The organism is Marinospirillum perlucidum, assembly GCF_003336805.1.
GTDB lineage: Bacteria > Pseudomonadota > Gammaproteobacteria > Pseudomonadales > Halomonadaceae > Marinospirillum > Marinospirillum perlucidum.
Map to the genome: position 1 here is coordinate 216316 of NZ_QFWJ01000003.1, position 18243 is coordinate 234558.

At 54.3% G+C, this 18243-nt stretch carries 14 protein-coding genes; 6 read left to right on the forward strand and 8 right to left on the reverse strand.

Annotation, left to right across the window (positions count from 1 at the left end; genetic code table 11):
* Positions 1–2 precede the first annotated feature (2 nt).
* The 5 genes from uppS to rpsB all read right to left on the reverse strand — a co-directional run bounded on the left by uppS (position 3) and on the right by rpsB (position 3894).
* Positions 3–755, reverse strand: coding sequence for a polyprenyl diphosphate synthase (gene uppS, locus DFK18_RS05855; RefSeq protein WP_114417304.1), 753 nt, complete (start codon positions 753–755; stop codon positions 3–5).
* On the reverse strand, positions 755–1312 hold the full coding sequence (gene frr / locus DFK18_RS05860) for a ribosome recycling factor (RefSeq protein WP_114417305.1): 558 nt from the start codon (positions 1310–1312) through the stop codon (positions 755–757). The genes uppS and frr overlap by 1 nt, the downstream gene beginning before the upstream one ends.
* A 43-nt stretch (positions 1313–1355) precedes the next feature.
* Positions 1356–2096 (reverse strand): UMP kinase, encoded by a 741-nt coding sequence (gene pyrH, locus DFK18_RS05865; protein WP_114417306.1) that lies wholly within the window; start codon positions 2094–2096, stop codon positions 1356–1358.
* A 120-nt stretch (positions 2097–2216) separates the two neighbouring features.
* The gene (gene tsf, locus DFK18_RS05870; RefSeq protein ID WP_114417307.1) at positions 2217–3089 is read right to left on the reverse strand and encodes a translation elongation factor Ts; all 873 of its coding nucleotides are present in this window, start codon (positions 3087–3089) and stop codon (positions 2217–2219) included.
* 73 nt (positions 3090–3162) lie between these two features.
* Positions 3163–3894: a 30S ribosomal protein S2 gene (gene rpsB / locus DFK18_RS05875; protein WP_114417308.1), complete on the reverse strand. Its 732-nt coding sequence runs from the start codon at positions 3892–3894 to the stop codon at positions 3163–3165.
* A gap of 309 nt (positions 3895–4203) precedes the next feature.
* Between rpsB and map the strand changes: the two genes are divergently transcribed.
* The 6 genes from map to DFK18_RS05905 all read left to right on the forward strand — a co-directional run bounded on the left by map (position 4204) and on the right by DFK18_RS05905 (position 11419).
* Complete coding sequence (gene map, locus DFK18_RS05880) at positions 4204–4983, forward strand: type I methionyl aminopeptidase (protein WP_114417309.1); 780 nt, start codon at positions 4204–4206, stop codon at positions 4981–4983.
* 20 nt (positions 4984–5003) lie between these two features.
* Positions 5004–7700 (forward strand): [protein-PII] uridylyltransferase, encoded by a 2697-nt coding sequence (locus DFK18_RS05885; protein WP_114417310.1) that lies wholly within the window; start codon positions 5004–5006, stop codon positions 7698–7700.
* A gap of 21 nt (positions 7701–7721) precedes the next feature.
* Positions 7722–8921 (forward strand): succinyldiaminopimelate transaminase, encoded by a 1200-nt coding sequence (dapC, locus tag DFK18_RS05890; RefSeq protein WP_114417311.1) that lies wholly within the window; start codon positions 7722–7724, stop codon positions 8919–8921.
* A 392-nt stretch (positions 8922–9313) separates the two neighbouring features.
* Positions 9314–9661 (forward strand): ArsC family reductase, encoded by a 348-nt coding sequence (locus DFK18_RS05895; protein ID WP_114417548.1) that lies wholly within the window; start codon positions 9314–9316, stop codon positions 9659–9661.
* A 92-nt stretch (positions 9662–9753) separates the two neighbouring features.
* Positions 9754–10791, forward strand: coding sequence for a 2,3,4,5-tetrahydropyridine-2,6-dicarboxylate N-succinyltransferase (dapD, locus tag DFK18_RS05900; RefSeq protein ID WP_114417312.1), 1038 nt, complete (start codon positions 9754–9756; stop codon positions 10789–10791).
* Positions 10792–11047: 256 nt separating this feature from the next.
* Entirely contained in the window at positions 11048–11419 is a 372-nt protein-coding gene (locus DFK18_RS05905; RefSeq protein ID WP_114417313.1) for a hypothetical protein, read from the forward strand.
* A gap of 272 nt (positions 11420–11691) precedes the next feature.
* Here the strand turns inward: DFK18_RS05905 and DFK18_RS05910 are convergent, their stop codons facing one another.
* The 3 genes from DFK18_RS05910 to gltB all read right to left on the reverse strand — a co-directional run bounded on the left by DFK18_RS05910 (position 11692) and on the right by gltB (position 18180).
* Positions 11692–11967 (reverse strand): hypothetical protein, encoded by a 276-nt coding sequence (locus tag DFK18_RS05910; protein ID WP_114417314.1) that lies wholly within the window; start codon positions 11965–11967, stop codon positions 11692–11694.
* A 105-nt stretch (positions 11968–12072) separates the two neighbouring features.
* Positions 12073–13557, reverse strand: coding sequence for a glutamate synthase subunit beta (locus DFK18_RS05915; protein ID WP_114417315.1), 1485 nt, complete (start codon positions 13555–13557; stop codon positions 12073–12075).
* A 9-nt stretch (positions 13558–13566) separates the two neighbouring features.
* Complete coding sequence (gltB, locus tag DFK18_RS05920) at positions 13567–18180, reverse strand: glutamate synthase large subunit (RefSeq protein ID WP_114417316.1); 4614 nt, start codon at positions 18178–18180, stop codon at positions 13567–13569.
* Between the last annotated feature and the right edge of the window lie 63 nt (positions 18181–18243).

The following is an 18243-nucleotide window of genomic DNA, read 5'->3' on the forward strand; positions in this document are numbered from 1 at the left end:
GCTCAGGCGTCTCCTGAAGTCTCGGTGCGGCCACCAAAACGTCTTTGACGGCGCGAGTAATCGACCAGCGTGGCATAAAAGGCATCCTGACGAAAATCCGGCCAGTGTTCTTCGGCAAAAACCAGTTCGGCATAAGCCAGCTGCCAGAGCAAAAAGTTACTCAGGCGCTGTTCGCCACTGGTGCGGATGCAAAGATCGGGATCAGGGAAGTCACTCAAAGCCAGCGCTTGAGAGAGATCTTCTTCAGTTAGCTTGGCCGGATCTTTTTTGCCTTCGACTGCGGCAGAGGCCAATTGCCTGGTAGCCTGCAGCAGATCCCAGCGTCCACCGTAATTGGCAGCAATGATCAACGTCATGCGTTGATTGTCTGCAGTGGCGGCTTCGGCCTTGGCCATGAGTTCTTGCAAATCGTCACTGAACGCCGAGCGGTCGCCTACGATCCGTAGCCGCACTTGATACTTGTTCAGGCGTTTGGTTTCGCGCTTCAAGACCCATTTGAAGAGTTCCATCAGGTGACTGACTTCTTCCGGCGGGCGTTTCCAGTTCTCACTGGAAAAAGCAAACAGCGTCAGGGCTTGAATGCCCTGACGCAAGGCCACTTCAATGACTGCACGAACTGAGTCAACGCCTGCTTTGTGCCCGGCTACACCCGGTAGCTTTTTTGCTTTGGCCCAGCGGTTGTTGCCATCCATGATGATGGCCACATGCCGGGGCAGCTTGTCCAGTTGTGGATGGGCTTCAGCAGCATTTTTCATCAGATTTGCATCAGGTCTTCTTCCTTGGAGCCCAGCAGCTTATCGATCTCAGCAGTATGCTTGTCGGTCAGCTTCTGGATTTCATCCTGAGCGCGGCGCTCATCATCTTCCGTGATTTCCTTGTCTTTCAGCAGAGCTTTCAGGTGATTGTTGGCATCGCGACGAATATTGCGAATGGCAACGCGTGCATTTTCAGCCTCGCCGCGTGCCTGCTTGATGTAACCCTTACGGGTTTCTTCGGTCAGCGCAGGCATGGGTACGCGGATGTTGGAACCGGCTGTGCTGGGGTTGAGGCCCAGATCCGATTTCATGATCGCCTTCTCTACGACAGGGACCATGGTTTTTTCCCAGGGTACGACGACCAGGGTACGGTTGTCTTCGACGTTGACATTGGCCACCTGGCCGATGGGGACGTCACTGCCATAGTACTCAACCTTGATGGCATCCAGGATGCTGGGATGGGCACGACCGGTGCGAATTTTATTGAAGGCGCCATGCAGGGACTCGATGCTCTTGTCCATGCGCTCTTGTGCATCTTTCTTGATTTCGTTAATCACGGTATTTGCCTCTTGATTTACAGACGGAGGAAAACTCTGATGGTTATTCGTTTTTGCCCTGGTCGATCAGGGTTCCTTCCTGGCCGCCAACGACCAGATTCAGCAGGGCACCGGGTTTATTCATGTTGAAGACGCGAACAGGCATGCACTGGTCACGAACCAGACAGATGGCCGTCAGATCCATGACTTCCAGTTTTTGCTCCAGGGCAGCATCATAGGTCAGGTGTTCGTACTTGACCGCTTCTGGATGCTTGACCGGGTCCATGTCATAAACGCCATCCACCTTGGTAGCTTTGACAATAACATCTGCGTCCACTTCTATGCCACGCAGGCAAGCTGCAGAATCGGTGGTAAAGAAAGGATTACCGGTACCGGCCGAGAAGATGACGACATCGCCGGAAGTCAGGTAACGTATGGCGGAGCGCCGGTCATAGTGCTCTACCACGCCACTCATGGGAATGGCAGACATGACACGGGTGCGGATGTTGCTGCGTTCCAGGGCATCGCGCATGGCCAGACCGTTCATGACGGTGGCCAGCATACCCATATGATCACCGGTTACTCTTTCCATGCCAGCGGCATTCAGGGCAGCACCACGGAAGAGATTACCACCACCAATGACCAGACCAACCTGTACCCCGATACCGACCAGTTGACCGATTTCCAGGGCCATGCGATCCAGAACCTTGGGATCAATGCCAAAATCCTGTTCGCCCATCAGGGCTTCGCCACTGAGTTTCAGAAGGATACGTTTGTATTTGGCGTTGCGTTCATTGGTGCCCATAACCGGTCTCCGTAGCAGGGTGATTTTTCAGGTGTTCATTTGCACAAAAACGTGCTGGGTTAACCCAGCACGTTTTTATAAAAGCCACGCCAGCAACTGCTGGGTGGTTGGCAACCAGGATTACTTGCTGCCAGCAACCTGTGCTGCAACTTCTGCAGCAAAGTCTTCTTCTTTCTTCTCGATGCCTTCACCAACTTCAAAACGCTGGAAGCTCAGAACTTCAGCACCGCCTTCTTTGGCGTACTGGCCAACGCTCTGGTCAGGGTTCTTGATGAAAGCCTGCTCGGTCAGGCTGTTTTCAGCCAAGAACTTCTTCAGGCGGCCACCAACCATTTTTTCAGCGATTTCGGCAGGCTTGCCAGCCATGTCAGGCTGCGCCAGGATGATGTCTTTTTCCTTGTCCAGGTCTTCCTGAGGCATGTCGTCTGGACGGCAAACCTTGGGGTTAACCGCTGCTACGTGCATGGCGACATCTTTAGCGATTTCTTCGTTGCCACCCTTGAGGACGCTCAGTACACCGATACGGCCGCCATGGACATAGTGACCAACCAGGCCGCCATCAGCAGCTTCAACCAGCGCAGCACGGCGTACAGTGATGTTTTCGCCGATTTTCTGAACCAGCGCTTCGCGGTCAGATTCCAGGCCGCCTTCAGTCAGCTTGGCGACGTCAGTTTCGCGGGTTTCCAGCAGCTTGTCGGCTACCTTGTTGACGAAGCCCAGGAAGTTGTCGTCACGTGCAACGAAGTCGGTTTCGGAGTTGACTTCAATCATCACGCCGTAGCTGCCGTTTTCAGCAACGCGAGTAGCGATAGCGCCTTCAGCGGCAACACGGCCCGCTTTTTTGGCTGCTTTCAGACCGGAAGATTTACGCAGATTCTCGATCGCCTGCTCGATATCACCGTCAGCTTCCTGAAGTGCTTTTTTACACTCCATCATGGCCAGACCGGTACGTTCACGCAATTCTTTAACCTGGGAGGCAGTAATTGTTGCCATAACTTGTTAAACCCCTTGGAAACTTGTAAACAGAACCGGCTGCAAGAGGTTCTTGCAGCCGGCATGAAAAGGCTTATTCAGCAGCTGGTTCTTCAGCAACTTCAACCAGTTCGTCAGAAGCAGCGCCTTCTTTGGCTTTGCCACAGGCTGCAGCAATAGCGCCAACGTAGAGTTTGACGGCACGGATGGCATCATCGTTGCCGGGGATAACATAGTCCACGCCATCGGGATCAGAGTTGGTATCGACAACACCGATTACGGGGATACCCAGCTTGTTGGCTTCATTGATAGCCAGACGCTCGTGGTCAACGTCAACCACGAAAAGAGCATCAGGCAGACCGCCCATGTTTTTGATGCCGCCGATGGAGCGTTCCAGTTTTTCCATCTCGCGCTGGTTCATCAGCACTTCTTTCTTGGTCAGCTTGTCAAAAGTGCCGTCCTGCTGCTGGGCTTCCAGGTCACGCAGGCGACGGATGGACTGACGAATGGTTTTGTAGTTGGTCAACATGCCGCCCAGCCAGCGGTGGTTGACGTAAGGCATACCAACCTTGTCAGCTTCTTCGCGAACTGTTTTGGCCGCTGCACGCTTGGTGCCAACAAACAGAATCTTGTTTTTGCTGCCAGCCAGCTTTTCGACAAAGCTAATGGCTTCGTTCAGGGCAGGAACGGTTTTTTCCAGGTTGATGATGTGAATCTTGTTGCGAGCACCAAAGATGTATTTGCCCATCTTGGGGTTCCAGTAACGAGTCTGGTGACCAAAGTGAGCGCCGGCTTGCAACAAATCACGCATGGATACTTGTGCCATGAAAATCTACTCCGAAAGTTACGGGTTAAGCCTCCATATACCCCAGACATCAACTCGGCTGACTTGCAGTTTGCAGCCTGAGCACCCAGATGACTGTGCCGGTATATGTGTGACGTTATTAAGCCCTATTAAAGGGCAGGTTTTTGCTCAAATCAGCTTCCCCTAGGGAGCGGTTAGCAGGGTGTTTGCCTTCGGCTAACCCTTGCCGTATCCTTCGGGGGTTAATTTGAGCGCGCACTTTATAGCATAGTCCCGCGTGAACATAAAGCCTGCATTTTAATGTGGGCCCTATTCATGAAGAGTTTTGCGATGATGGTCACCATTAAAACCCCTGAAGAAATTGAAAAAATGCGTGTTGCCGGCCGCCTGGCCGCAGAAGTCCTGGAAATGCTGGAAGAGCATGTCAGGCCAGGAGTCACCACTGGTGAGCTGGATCGCATCAGTCACGAATACATTACCCAGCAGCAGGGCGCTATTCCGGCACCGCTGAATTACCATGGCTTTCCCAAGTCTATTTGTACCTCGATCAACCATGTGATCTGTCATGGTATCCCCGATGATAATAAGAAGCTGAAAAAAGGTGATATCGTCAACATTGATATTACTGTCATCAAGGATGGCTACCATGGTGATACCAGCAAGATGTTCTACGTGGGCGAGCCCACCATCATGGCCCGGCGACTGACAGAATTTACCCAGCAGGCGCTTTATGCAGCCATCCGCTGTGTGCGTCCCGGAGCCCGGCTTTCAGAGATCGGTAAAATCATCCAGAAAATGGCCGACCAGGAACGCTTTTCGGTGGTGCAGGAATACTGCGGCCACGGTATTGGCAAGGTTTTCCATGAAGACCCCCAGGTGCTGCATTATGATGGCTACACCTCCCAGAGTGATCTTGAACTCAAGCCGGGCATGTGTTTTACCATCGAGCCGATGATTAATTCAGGCAAGCGCTATTGCAAACTGATGAAGGATGGTTGGACGGTCGTCACCAAGGACCATTCCCTCTCGGCACAGTGGGAACACACGCTTCTGGTCACGGAAAGTGGAGTGGAAATTCTGACGCTGCGCAAAGACGAAGACTTTTCTTAAGGCAAACAGGAGGCAGGGCAATGAGCGTCAATTATCAATTTACACCTGACCCCACCCTGTTTGACTTTGCCAAGCTCGAAGAGCAGCTGCATTCCCGAGCTGCTCCTCCCATTCCCTTGCTGAAAAAAGCCCTGGGGCTGATCGACCAGCGACTGAATCAGGCCTTTTATGATGGCGCTGATATCCGTGACCTGATCTATGGCCGGGCCTGGGCGATGGATCAGATTCTGGCCGCTGCTTGGGGACTTTTTGACTGGCCGGATGATCGTGTCGCGCTTTTGGCGGTCGGTGGTTACGGTCGTGGCGAACTTCATCCCAAATCCGATATCGATCTGCTGATACTGCTGCGTGATGACGATGACACGCCTTATCGGGAGCTACTGTCCGACTTCATTACTCTGCTCTGGGATATCAAACTGGATATCGGCCACAGCGTGCGCTCGCTGACCGACTGTGAACGTGAAGCCCGCGGCGATATTACCGTTGCAACCAACCTGCTGGAGAATCGCACCCTGGTGGGTAATGACTGTCTGCGCGAAGAAATGGTGCAGCGGTTGAGTACCGAGTGCATGTGGCCTTCGGCCAAGTTCTTCGAGGCCAAATGGCAGGAGCAGATCGCCCGCCACTATAAGTTCAACAATAGCGAATACAGCCTGGAACCCAACATCAAGAGTTCACCCGGTGGTCTTCGGGATATCCAGATGATCGGCTGGGTAGCCAAGCGGCATTTCAATGCCCGTTCGGTCAAGGATCTGTTTGATGAAGGTTTTCTAACCGAAACAGAAATGCGCATCCTTGAGCAGGGGCAATGCTTCCTCTGGCAGGTGCGCTATGCCCTGCACCTGCTCGCCGGGCGCCCCGAAGATCGCCTCCTGTTTGATTACCAGCGTCAACTGGCTGTGCTCTTTGGCTATCTGGACAGCGAGAATCGCCTGGCAGTAGAGCAGTTCATGAAGCGCTATTTCCGCGTGGTGACAACCCTGACCGAGTTGAATGATGTGCTCTTGCAGCACTTCGAGGAAGCGCTACTGCACAGCCAGGAAGAGGAAAGCCTGGAACCGCTTAATAAGCGCTTTCATATTCGTAATGATCTGATTGAGCACACGGCCGACGAGGTTTTTGAAAACACGCCCTTTGCCTTGATAGAGGCTTTCCTGCTAATGGCGGAAAACCCCAAGATCAAGGGCGTTCGCGCTTCCACCATCCGCGCCTTGCGGGACCATCGCCACCTGGTGGATGAATCCTTCCGCCGTGATTTACGCTGCAGCAGCCTGTTTATGGAGCTGTTACGCTCACCGGGTGATGTTGCCCTGCAGCTGACTCGTATGAGTCGCTATGGGCTGCTGGGCCGTTACCTTCCCGAATTCGGCCATGCCGTGGGCCTGACCCAGCATGATCTCTTTCATATCTACACGGTTGATGCCCATACCCTGCATTTGCTGCGCTTTTTACAAAGCTTTCGGGATGCTGGGAAGGACAACGAACACCCCCTGGCTGCACAACTGATTCAGCAGCTGCCCAAGCTGGAGATTATCTGGATTGCAGGTCTTTATCATGATCTGGGTAAGGGGCGCGGTGGTGACCATTCGGAATTGGGCGCCGAGGATGTACGTGACTTCTGCCAGCGTCACCAGCTTTCACACCGGGATACTCACCTGATCAGCTGGCTGGTGGAAAATCACCTGCTCATGTCCATGACTGCCCAGAAGCAGGATATTTCCGATCCGGATGTGATTCGCCATTTTGCCGAGAAGGTCAGTGATCAGGTGCGCCTGGACTATCTCTATGTCCTCACGGTTGCCGATATCAACGCCACCAACCCCAGTCTCTGGAATGGCTGGCGGGCTGCTTTGCTGAACCAGCTTTATGCCGAAACCCAGCGAGCTTTCCGGCGCGGACTGGAAAACCCCATCGATCCGGCCGAGTGGATTGCTGAAACCCAGGAACAGGCTCTGACTCTGCTGCGCGCTCTGGGCCAGGATGAAACGCGCATCCAGCAGCTTTGGGCAACCCTGGATGATGACTATTTCCTGCAGGATGCGCCCAGCGAAGTTGCCTGGCACACCCAGGGCATTCTCGAACAGGAAGACCCGACCCAACCCTTGGTGTTGGTGGCTGCGCCAACCAACGACATGCGTGAAGGGGGGACCAAGGTCTTTATTCACACCCGCGATGCTGCTTTCGGTTTTGCCGCTACAGCCGCCATTATGGACCGTTTGGGCCTTTCTATTCACGATGCCCGGATTTCCACCAGTGGCCAGGGTTATACCCTCAACACCCTGATCGTGTTGGAGCAGGATGGTGAGGTGCCCCGCAGTGAAGAGCGTCTGGAAGAAATCCGCCAGGAGCTGATCAAAGAGCTTAACAGTCCCGAGGACTTTCCGGCTCTGGTCCAGCACCATACGCCCCGACAGCTTAAACACTTCACACTGCCGACCCAGGTTTTTATCAGTAATGATCCCAGTAATCTGCGTACACTGGTCGAGGTGATAACCCCCGATCGACCCGGTCTGCTGGCGCGGATAGGTCGTATCTTCGTGGAATTTGATCTTTGGCTGCAAAATGCCAAGATCGCCACTCTGGGGGAAAGGGTCGAGGATGTTTTCTTTATTACCCAACAGGATGGCAGTCCTCTGTCGGACCCTGAACTCTGCCTGCGACTCCAGGCCCGCTTGTGCGAAGAGTTGGATCGTCAGGCTCGCCTGCCCAGTTACTAACCCTCTTTCAGGAGATTTCCAGTGAACCCTGCTCTGGATCAGTTGCACCCTTATCCCTTTGAAAAACTGGCTAAGCTGACAGCCGGTGTTAAGCTTCCCGAAAACCTGAAACGCATTGCTTTTACCATAGGCGAACCCCAGCATCCGGCTCCTGAAGCCGTGCTGAAATGCCTGCACGAATCCCTGCCACTGGTGAGCAAATACCCGGCAACCAAGGGGATCCCCGAATTGCGTCAAGCCATTGCTGACTGGTGTCAGCGACGCTTTCATCTGGATGCCCAGCCACTGGACCCGGAAACCCAGGTATTACCGGTCAATGGTACCCGTGAGGCGCTCTTTGCCCTGGTTCAGGCCGTTGTCGACCGCAGTCGGCCGGCCCGGGTGGTCATGCCCAACCCCTTCTACCAGATCTACGAAGGGGCCGCTTTGCTGGCTGGTGGCCAACCCCATTACCTGAATGCCACTGAAGAAAACGGGTTTCAGCCGGATTTTGATCAGGTGCCCGCTGAGGTTTGGCAGGAAACTCAGGTGGTTTTTCTCTGTTCACCGGGCAATCCCACCGGTGCTTTGCTTTCTGCCGAGCAGCAAAAGAAGCTGATAACCCTGGCTGATGAGCATGATTTTATTATTTGCGCCGATGAATGCTATTCGGAAATCTATTTTGATGAAGACCAACCCCCTCACGGCCTCTTGCAGGTTTGTGCAGAAACCGGGCGGCAGGATTACCGCCGCTGCCTGGTCTTTCACTCCTTGTCCAAGCGTTCCAACCTGCCGGGCCTGAGATCGGGTTTTGTCGCCGGGGATGCCGAACTGATCCAGGCGTTTCTGCGTTACCGCACCTACCACGGTTGTGCCATGCCTTTGCATCATCAGCAGGCCTCGATTCTGGCCTGGGGCGATGAAGCCCATGTCAAAGCCAACCGCGATCTCTATCGGGCCAAATTTGATGCCGTTCTGGAGATACTTCAGCCGGTAATGGATGTGCAGCGTCCGGATGCTGGTTTTTACCTCTGGCCGGCGACGCCAACGGATGATGAAGATTTTACCCGCCGCCTGTTGGAATCCCAGAATCTGGCGGTTCTACCGGGGCGCTACCTGTCACGTGAGGTCGGGGGGAGTAATCCTGCCAAGGGGCGTATCCGCATTGCGTTGGTGGCTGAGCTGGAAGAGTGCATTGAAGGGGCAAAACGCCTGCGGCGTTTTATTGAAACAGGCTGCTAAGAAACCCCTGATTAACTATTGCGCTTGGTAATGCTGTGTTGAAACTGGCCTCAAAATGCTCATTTACTTCGTGTAAACTCCGCTTTTTCGTTCAGTTTCGCTGGCGACCTACACGGATGTAGGAAGTGCTGGAATTCATAAGGAATGAATTCAGCCCTGACCTGCGCTCATGACGTTACTCAGAGGTTTCTAATATCCGTGCAGGCGGTGCGGGGTGACTTTTGTCAGGCTGTCTACAACAGGATGTTGTAGCCGACCCACATGGAAGTGGGAAGTGCAGGCATTCATCAGGAATGAATTCTGCCAGAGTTTACAGGGATGTATTCACGCGTCGTGACAAAAGCTTACCCCGTACTGATCTAGCCAAGTTTTTTGTGACAAAAAAGGTTAAAATGCTGACCCTTTACGGAATACCCAACTGCAACACCATGAAAAAGGCACGTACCTGGCTGGATGAAAATCAGTTGGAGTACAGCTTTCATAACTATAAAAAATCCGGGATCGATGCCCCGACCTTACAGAACTGGATCGGTCGGGTGGATTGGGAGCTGCTGGTTAACCGCCGCGGTACCACCTGGCGCCAACTGCCTGAAGCGGTGCGCCAGGCAATTACTCGGGATTCGGCAGTGCAATTGATGCAGGAAAATCCCAGTCTGATCAAACGCCCCGTCGTGGATGATGGGCAGCAGTTGCTGGTGGGTTTTGATCCCCAAGTCTGGCAGGCACAGCTCCTGTCTTGAAGACCTGATTATTCAACAAAGGGCCTGCTGCCAGGATCCAACAGGGCAGTAGTCCAGAATTTCATTTTTTATCATTTCAAGAGGATAGATTGATGAGTAAGAAACTTTTTGCCTGTGGTCTGGGCGTCGGTACTCAGAATACTCAGGGCGAATGGCTGGAAGTCTATTATCCACAGCCTCTCCTGAACCCTGACGAGGAAGTGGTCAAGGCCCTGGCAGAAGCCACCGGTTATGAAGGCGGCAACCAGGTGCTTTCTATTACAGCCGATCGTCTGGAGCCTCTTTCGGAAGCACTGGATGCAGCCCACCGTCTGGATCTGGCCGTTATTGCCCAGCAACTCAAGCGTAGCCACCGTCCGCTGGTTGTAAGCCTGTTGGAAGAAGACAAGGAGCCGGAAACTGCTCCTGAAGTTTACCTGAAGCTGCACCTGCTTTCGCACCGTCTGGTGAAACCCCATCAGGTTAATCTGACCGGTGCCTTTGGTCTGCTGAAAAACGTGGCCTGGACCAGTGACGGCGCCATTGATCTGGAAGAACTGACCCAGCGTCAACTTCAGGCGCGGATGGAAGGCAAGATCCTGACCGTGGAAAGCGTGGATAAATTCCCGCGCATGTGTGATTACGTGGTTCCTGAAGGTGTGCGTATTGCCGATACGGCCCGCGTTCGTCTGGGTGCCTACCTGGGTTCAGGTACAACGGTCATGCATGAAGGCTTTGTTAACTTCAATGCCGGTACGGAAGGCCCCAACATGATTGAAGGCCGTATCAGCGCCGGTGTCTTTGTCGGCTCCGGTTCTGACCTGGGTGGTGGCTGCTCGACCATGGGTACCCTGTCCGGTGGTGGCAATATTGTTATTTCCGTGGGTGAAAAATGCCTGATTGGTGCCAATGCCGGTATCGGTATTCCACTGGGTGATCGCTGCACTGTGGAAGCTGGCCTTTATATTACGGCAGGCATGAAGATCACTCTGCTGGATGACAAGGGTGAGGAAGTGAGCCAGGTGGCTGGTCGTGCCCTGGCTAACCAGGATGACCTGCTTTTCCGTCGTAACTCCAACACTGGCCGTGTTGAGTGCCTGGGTAACCGTTCAGCTGTTGAGCTCAACGAATCCCTGCACGCCCATAACTGATGGGGAAGGGGTAAAAGGTGAGGGTGAGGAAGCTTCTGATCAACGTGATGAGCGAAGTTTAGCCAAGGCGAAATTGAACGAGAAAGCGGAGTTTACAAGTAGTAAATGAGCATTTCGAGGCCAATTTCAACGCAGGATAAACAAGCGCAATAGTTAATCAGATGTTTCTTAGGCCTTTTGCCCCTTGGCTTAGCTAGATTAAGTGCGCATAATGCACTGCTAATAACTGCAGTCTTTCCCGCTTCGGAGATCCATCATGAAAATGCTCAACCGTTCTGCCATCAGCGTCAAACTCAGGCAGCCTTTTGTTGACTGGATCAACAGCATAGATGGCGGCGAAGAGGAAATGACTCTGGAAGAGGTCAACCAGGAAGCGACTATCTATCTGGTGCCTGAGCTTGAAGATGACGAGGAGAGTCTGGAAGCGCTACTGGAAGAGCGTTACCTTGATATTCTCGAGAATGAGCTCTTTTCCTGGGAGGAAGACGAAAACAACTGGCCGGAAGAGCTGGATCGTAACCTCTTTGATGATTTCATCCGTATTGAACTGGCCTTTATGGCTTTTGATCTGGACGATCAGGCGCCGCTGATGGGGCAGGTTTTGGATGAACTGGAAGACCTTGACTGAAAACCTCTGATTAACTACTGCGTATTGGTAATACTGCGTTGAAATTGACCTCAAACTGCTCATTTACTACTTGTAAACTCCGCTTTTTCGGTCAATTTCGCTGGCGACCTACATGGATGTAGGAAGTGCTGGAATTCATCGGGAATGAAATTCAGCTCTAACCTGCACTCGTGACGTTCATCAGAGGCTTTCTAGACTAAATTCCCTCAAGTTGGCCGAGTAAAACCAGGGGTGAGTTTGCTTCCCCCTGGTGTTTTACTCAAACCCCAGCTTTAATCTTCTTCATCCATGCGGTGGTTTTCGATTTCGATATCCACCAGATTGCAGGCACCCGGTTTTAATACCAGAACACCATATTCCTCGATATGGTCTTCCTCGTTTTCCAGACTACCCACTTCCAGCGACAGGCTGCGCTCCTTGAGATGTTCAGGATCAATCAGCAGACTTGCAGGTAGACCTTCATCCCAGCTGATTTGAATTTCGCTCAGGGCGGGCAGTTCTACTTTCTGGCCATCAGGTGTGAGGCCGACGAGACGGGCTTTGGACATGAGCTGACTCCTGGTTAGTGATCTCTTCAGCATACACCCTGGTGGTCAGGCCACCAAGGTGCAGTTTGCCAAGACGGCCTGCTGTAATGACAGGCCGCTACAGACTTAAGGCAGGAGCGTCTGCCCCATGAGGTCGCGATCAATTTCACGAGCAGCTTCACGGCCTTCGTTAATCGCCCAGACAATCAGGCTCTGGCCACGGCGGCAATCACCGGCTGCATAGAGACCCTTGACGGACGTACGATAGTCGCCGTAATCCGCCTGGATATTGGAGCGGCCATCTTTTTCAGCCTGGAAGGCTTCCAGCAACTGACCTTCAGGGCCCAAAAAGCCCATGGCCAGAAGCACCAGATCAGCTTCGATTTCACGTTCACTGCCTGCCACGGGTTGAGGCCCCATGCGGCCCTGATCATCTTTCTTCCACTCGACACCGGTCAGGTGAAGCTTCTTGACCTGGCCATTTTCACCCGCGAGTTTCTGGGTTAGCTGCAGGTATTCACGAGGATCCTCGCCCTGGATGGCTATGGCTTCAGACTGGCCGTAATCCACCTTGAGGGTGCGCTTGAATTCCGGCCAGGGGTTGTTGGCCGCTCTTTCCAGAGGCGGCTTGGGCATGATTTCCAGCTGGATCACACTTTCACAACCCTGGCGCAGCGCAGTACCTACACAGTCAGTGCCGGTATCACCACCACCGATAACCACCACTTTCTTGCCCTTGGCAGAAATATACTGACCATCCTGATGCTGGGAATCCAGCAGGCTCTTGGTGTTAGCCCCCAGGAATTCCATGGCAAAGTGAACACCGTTCAGTTCGCGGCCTTCGATGGGAAGATCACGGGGAACCGTCGAGCCTGTTGCCAGCAGAACGGCGTCATAGTCAGCCTGCAATTGGCTGGCGCTGATGTCCTTGCCTACTTCAGTGTTGGTGACAAATTCCACACCTTCCTGACGCATGAGTTCCAGGCGGCGTTCAACAATCGGCTTTTCCAGCTTCATGTTAGGAATGCCGTACATCAAGAGGCCGCCCAGGCGATCATCTCTTTCGTAAACCGTGACCTGATGACCCACGGAGTTCAGCTGCGCAGCAGCGGCCAGACCGGCAGGGCCGGAACCGATGATGGCGACCTTCTTGCCAGTCCGCTCAGCTGGGGGTTGAGGCTGAACCCAGCCTTCGGCAAACCCCTTCTCGATGATGGAGTTCTCGTGGTGCTTGATAGTTACCGGGGGAGCATTGATACCCAGCACACAGGAGTCTTCACAGGGCGCAGGGCAGACGCGGCCGGTGAATTCCGGGAAGTTGTTGGTCTGCAGCAGGCGCTCCAGGGCTTCCTTCCAGCGGCCCCGGTAGATGAGGTCGTTCCACTCGGGGATCAGGTTGTTCACCGGGCAGCCACCAACCTGAGGGGCGGAGGCGGAATCCCCGGCATGGCAGAAGGGCACGCCACAGTCCATGCAGCGGGCACCCTGTTGCTGGATATCTTCTTCCAGCATGTGGGTGTGAATTTCCTGCCAGTCTTTCAGGCGCTCTACAGGATCACGATCAGCCGGCAGAGCACGTTCAAATTCTAAAAATCCAGTCAGTTTTCCCATGGTTATCTCCTAGGCTGTCGCTTTGCTGTCGGCCAGTTTTTTCAGGTGCAGATCGAAGGCTTCAACAGCCACTTCGTATTCATCATCCAGCTGTTTTTCTTCACGAACCTGCTGCATATAGCCCTGCATGCGTTCGTAATCGACGGGCATGACGCGGGTGAATTCCTGTAGGGATTTTTCCCAGTTTTCCAGGAGTTCAGCAGCCACCTCTGAGCCAGTCAGCTGATAGTGTTTCTGAACCAGAGTTTTCAGGCGTTCAGCTTCTGCTTGATCACTAACGGGGCCTAGCTTGACCATTTCCTTGTTGCAACGGGCATCCAGCTGACCGGAACGGTTGAGCACATAAGCCACGCCGCCAGACATACCGGCTGCAAAGTTGCGTCCGGTTTCGCCAAGAATCACGGCACAACCACCGGTCATGTATTCACAACCGTGATCGCCAATGCCTTCAACCACGGCGGTGGCACCGGAGTTACGTACACAGAAACGCTCACCGGCCAGACCGCGAATAAAGGCTTCACCGCTGGTGGCACCAAACAGGGCCACGTTGCCGATCAGGATGTTGTCACTGGCTTTGAAGCGGGCTTTCTGGTTGGGATAGACCACCAGCTTGCCGCCGGACAGGCCCTTGCCAAAGTAGTCATTGGCATCGCCTTCCAGATCAAAACGCACCCCGGCAGTGGTGAAGACACCAAAGCTCTGACCCGCAGAACCGGTGAAGTGAACCTTGAGGGTGTCTTCAGGCAGGCCTTCGGCACCGTAGCGCTTGGAAATCTCGTTGGAGACCATGGCGCCGACACTGCGGTCGGTGTTTTCGATCGGGTAGTCGAGTTGCAAGGCTGTTTGGTTTTCCAGTGTTGACTGGGCATCTTCCAGCAGGCGACGGTCGATGATCTTGTGGATCAGGTGTTTCTGCTCTACGGATTTGTAGAGGGTGTCTTCTGGATGGGCTTCCTCTTTATGCAGCAGAGGCGACAGATCCAGGTTCTTCAGTTTCCAGTGATCGCCCAGTGGACGTACCTTGAGGCACTGGGACTGACCCACCATCTCGTTGATGCTTCTAAAGCCCAGCTCGGCCATGATCTCGCGCAGGCCTTCCACCATCATCTGGAAGAAGTTGACCACGTGCTCCACCTGGCCGTTATAACGACCACGCAGTTCACGATCCTGGGTGGCTATGCCCACCGGGCAGGTGTTGGTGTGGCATTTACGCATCATGATACAGCCTTGAGCCACCAGGGCAGCGGTTGCTACGCCCCATTCCTCGGCACCCAGCAGGGTAGCGATGGCCAGGTCACGAGGCGTTTTCATCTGGCCGTCAGCCTGCAGGGTGACACGGCTGCGCAGGCGGTTGCGTACCAGCGTCTGGTGGCTTTCAGCCAGACCCAGTTCCCAGGGCAGACCGGCATGCTTGATGGAGCTCAGGGGAGAGGCCCCGGTACCGCCATCGTGACCGGCAATGAGAACAACATCGGCATAGCCCTTGGTTACACCCGTCGCGATGGTGCCGACCCCGGCCAGGGAGACCAGTTTGACGTTAACCCGCGCTTCACGGTTGGCATTCTTGAGGTCGTAGATCAGCTGGGCCAGATCTTCGATAGAGTAGATGTCGTGGTGCGGGGGTGGTGAAATCAGACCCACACCCGGCGTCGCCAGACGTGTTTTACCGATCCAGGCATCCACCTTATGGCCGGGCAGCTGCCCGCCTTCACCCGGCTTGGCACCCTGCGCCATTTTGATCTGCAGCTCTTCGGCGTGGGTCAGGTAATGACTGGTCACCCCGAAACGGCCGGAGGCCACCTGCTTGATCTTGGACAACATGGAATCGCCGTTTTCCAGAGGAACAAAACGACGGGGATCTTCACCGCCCTCACCCGAGTTGCTTTTGCCGCCCAGGCGGTTCATGGCAATGGCCAGGCAGGTGTGGGCTTCCCAGGAGATGGAGCCGAAAGACATGGCACCAGTAGCAAAACGCTTGAAGATGTTTTCCGCAGACTCGACTTCCTCCAGCGGCACCGGCTGGTGCTCGGGGTTCCAGTCGAGCAGACCGCGCAGGGTGAAGGCAGCTCTGGCCTGATCATCAACTTCGCGCGTGTATTCCTCGAACAGTTGCTTGTCCTTGGTGGCACTGGCCTGTTGCAGCAGACGAATCACCTTGGGGCTGAAGAGGTGACGCTCACCGCCTTTGCGCCAGGAATAGTCACCGCCGACACGCAGGGGCAGGCTGGCCGGTGTATTGGCAGCAGCCGGGTAGCCGACTCTATGGGTCATCAAGCGCTCTTCGGCAATTTCATCCAGTCCCAGGCCACCGATGCGGCTGATGGTTCCGGCAAAGTAGTTGTCGATAACTTCCTGACTGAGACCCAGGGCTTCGAAAATCTGGGCACCCTGATAGGACTGGAGGGTGGAAATCCCCATCTTGGAGAAGATTTTCAGCAGACCGCCGTTGACCGCCTTGATGTAGCGCTCGACCAGCTCGTTATTGGACCAGTCTTCGGCGATAGCACCCTGGTCCCTGAGGCTGTAGAGGGATTCGAAAGCCATGTAGGGATTGACCGCAGCCGCACCATATCCCAGCAGGGTGGCAAAATGATGGGTTTCGCGGACATCACCGGCTTCCACCAGGATACCGGTGGAAGAGCGCAGGCCTTCACGGATCAGGTAGTGGTGAACCGCCGCTGTTGCCAGCAGGGAGGGAACACCGGCATGGTCGGTATTCACCTTGCGGTCACTCAGGATGAGGATGGAATAGCCATCTTCCACGGCGTCACGCGCGTGACGGCAGATGCGATCCAGCGCCCGCTTGAGTTCACCGGCTTTGCCCGTGGAACGGAAAGTAATATCCACAGTGGTGGACTGGAAGTGATTGTGGTCAATGTGCTGCAGCTTGAGCAGTTCTTCATTGGTCAGCACCGGCTGCTTGATTTCCACCATCCGGCAGTGCTCGGGGGTTTCATCCAGCAGGTTCAGGGAGCTGCCTACATAAGTCTGCAGCGACATCACCATCTCTTCCCGGATGGGATCGATGGGCGGATTGGTGACCTGAGCAAAGAACTGCTTGAAGTAGTTAGCCAGATGCTGGGGCTGGTCGGATAGAATCGCCAGGGGATTGTCCGCACCCATGGAACCCAGAGGCTCCTTGGCAGTGCCCACCATGTCGGTAAGGATGACATCCAGATCTTCACGGCTGTAGCCAAAGGCCTGTTGACGGCGCAGCAGGCTCTTGGGGCCATGGGGTCTTTCTTCGATGGGGGCAGCAGGCAGCTCATCGAGAACGATCTTGTTCTTCTTCAGCCAGTCGGCATAGGGCTGGCTGGAGCAGACCTCGGCCTTGACCTCGTCATCACTGATAATACGGCCCTGCTCCAGATCGGCAATAAAGATACGACCCGGCTGCAGACGGCCTTTTTGAATGACCTTGGATTCATCCACCACCAGGGCACCGGTTTCCGAGCCCATCACCAGGGTATCGTCTTCAGTGACTAGATAACGGGAAGGACGCAGACCATTACGGTCCAGGGTGGCACCAATCACGCGGCCATCAGTAAAAGAGACCGAAGCCGGGCCATCCCAGGGTTCCATGATGCAGGCATAGTATTCATAGAAGGCGCGTTTGACGGCTTCCATGTCTTCCTGCTTCTGCCAGGCTTCGGGAATCATCATCATCATGACTTTTTCCAGCGGACGCCCGCTCAACAGCAGCAGTTCCACCACCATGTCCATATTGGCCGAGTCGGACTGCTGGGTGTTGCAAATCGGCTTGAGCAGTTGCAATTCTTCATCGCTGAAATAATCACTGGAAAGCAGCTCGTCGCGAGCCCGCATCCAGTTGATATTGCCCTTGACCGTGTTGATTTCACCATTGTGAGCCAGGTAGCGGAAAGGCTGGGCCAGACGCCAGGCCGGGAAGGTGTTGGTAGAGAAGCGGCTGTGGTGCATGGCCAGGGCCGAAACGGTCTTCTCGTTCTGCAGATCCAGGTAGTATTCACGCACCTGGGCAGTGGTCAGCTGCCCCTTGTATACCAGGGTGCGGGTGGACATGGAGGCGATATAAAAGTTTTCTTCGGCCTTGTCCAGGGATTTTTCCACCAGGTGGGTGGTGTGCTTGCGCAGGACATAGAGCTTGCGTTCAAAGGCCTGTTGTTCCCAGCCTTCACCGGGGGCAATAAAGACCTGCTGAATTTGCGGTTCATTATCCAGCGAGGCCTGACCCAGACCGGAATTATCGGTGGGGACTTCACGGTAACCCAGCAGGCGCATACCCAGTTTTTGAATGCTGCTTTCCAGCAGGTTGCGGCAGGTTTGGCGTTCTTCAGCATCCTGGGGCAGGAAAAGCATGCCCACACCGTAACCGCCTGCTTCAGGCAGTTGGATCGCTTGGGTTTGGAGCGAAGCACGCAGGAGTTCATCGGGAATCTGAATCAGAATACCGGCACCATCACCGCTTTTAACATCAAAGCCGGTACCGCCACGGTGTTCCATGCAGGTGAGCATGGACAGGGCATCTTCAATGATTTGATGGCTTTTCTTGCCTTTCAGATTGGCAACAAAACCGATACCGCAGCTGTCATGCTCCAGATCAGCACAGTAAAGTCCCTGAGACTTTTTCATTTCTGCGTTCATGGGTCTTTCCTATAGTGAGTGAAAATTAAATTCTTATAAGTTATGGGTAAACGCGGGGGGCAA

Coding starts and splice junctions, on each gene's coding strand:
- tsf (WP_114417307.1), bottom strand. CDS start 3,089: ATGGCAACAATTACTGCCTCCCAGGTTAAAGAATTGCGTGAACGTACC.
- uppS (WP_114417304.1), bottom strand. CDS start 755: ATGAAAAATGCTGCTGAAGCCCATCCACAACTGGACAAGCTGCCCCGG.
- DFK18_RS05905 (WP_114417313.1), top strand. CDS start 11,048: ATGAAAATGCTCAACCGTTCTGCCATCAGCGTCAAACTCAGGCAGCCT.
- DFK18_RS05895 (WP_114417548.1), top strand. CDS start 9,314: ATGCTGACCCTTTACGGAATACCCAACTGCAACACCATGAAAAAGGCA.
- DFK18_RS05885 (WP_114417310.1), top strand. CDS start 5,004: ATGAGCGTCAATTATCAATTTACACCTGACCCCACCCTGTTTGACTTT.
- DFK18_RS05910 (WP_114417314.1), bottom strand. CDS start 11,967: ATGTCCAAAGCCCGTCTCGTCGGCCTCACACCTGATGGCCAGAAAGTA.
- DFK18_RS05915 (WP_114417315.1), bottom strand. CDS start 13,557: ATGGGAAAACTGACTGGATTTTTAGAATTTGAACGTGCTCTGCCGGCT.
- pyrH (WP_114417306.1), bottom strand. CDS start 2,096: ATGGGCACCAATGAACGCAACGCCAAATACAAACGTATCCTTCTGAAA.
- dapD (WP_114417312.1), top strand. CDS start 9,754: ATGAGTAAGAAACTTTTTGCCTGTGGTCTGGGCGTCGGTACTCAGAAT.
- map (WP_114417309.1), top strand. CDS start 4,204: ATGATGGTCACCATTAAAACCCCTGAAGAAATTGAAAAAATGCGTGTT.
- gltB (WP_114417316.1), bottom strand. CDS start 18,180: ATGAACGCAGAAATGAAAAAGTCTCAGGGACTTTACTGTGCTGATCTG.
- rpsB (WP_114417308.1), bottom strand. CDS start 3,894: ATGGCACAAGTATCCATGCGTGATTTGTTGCAAGCCGGCGCTCACTTT.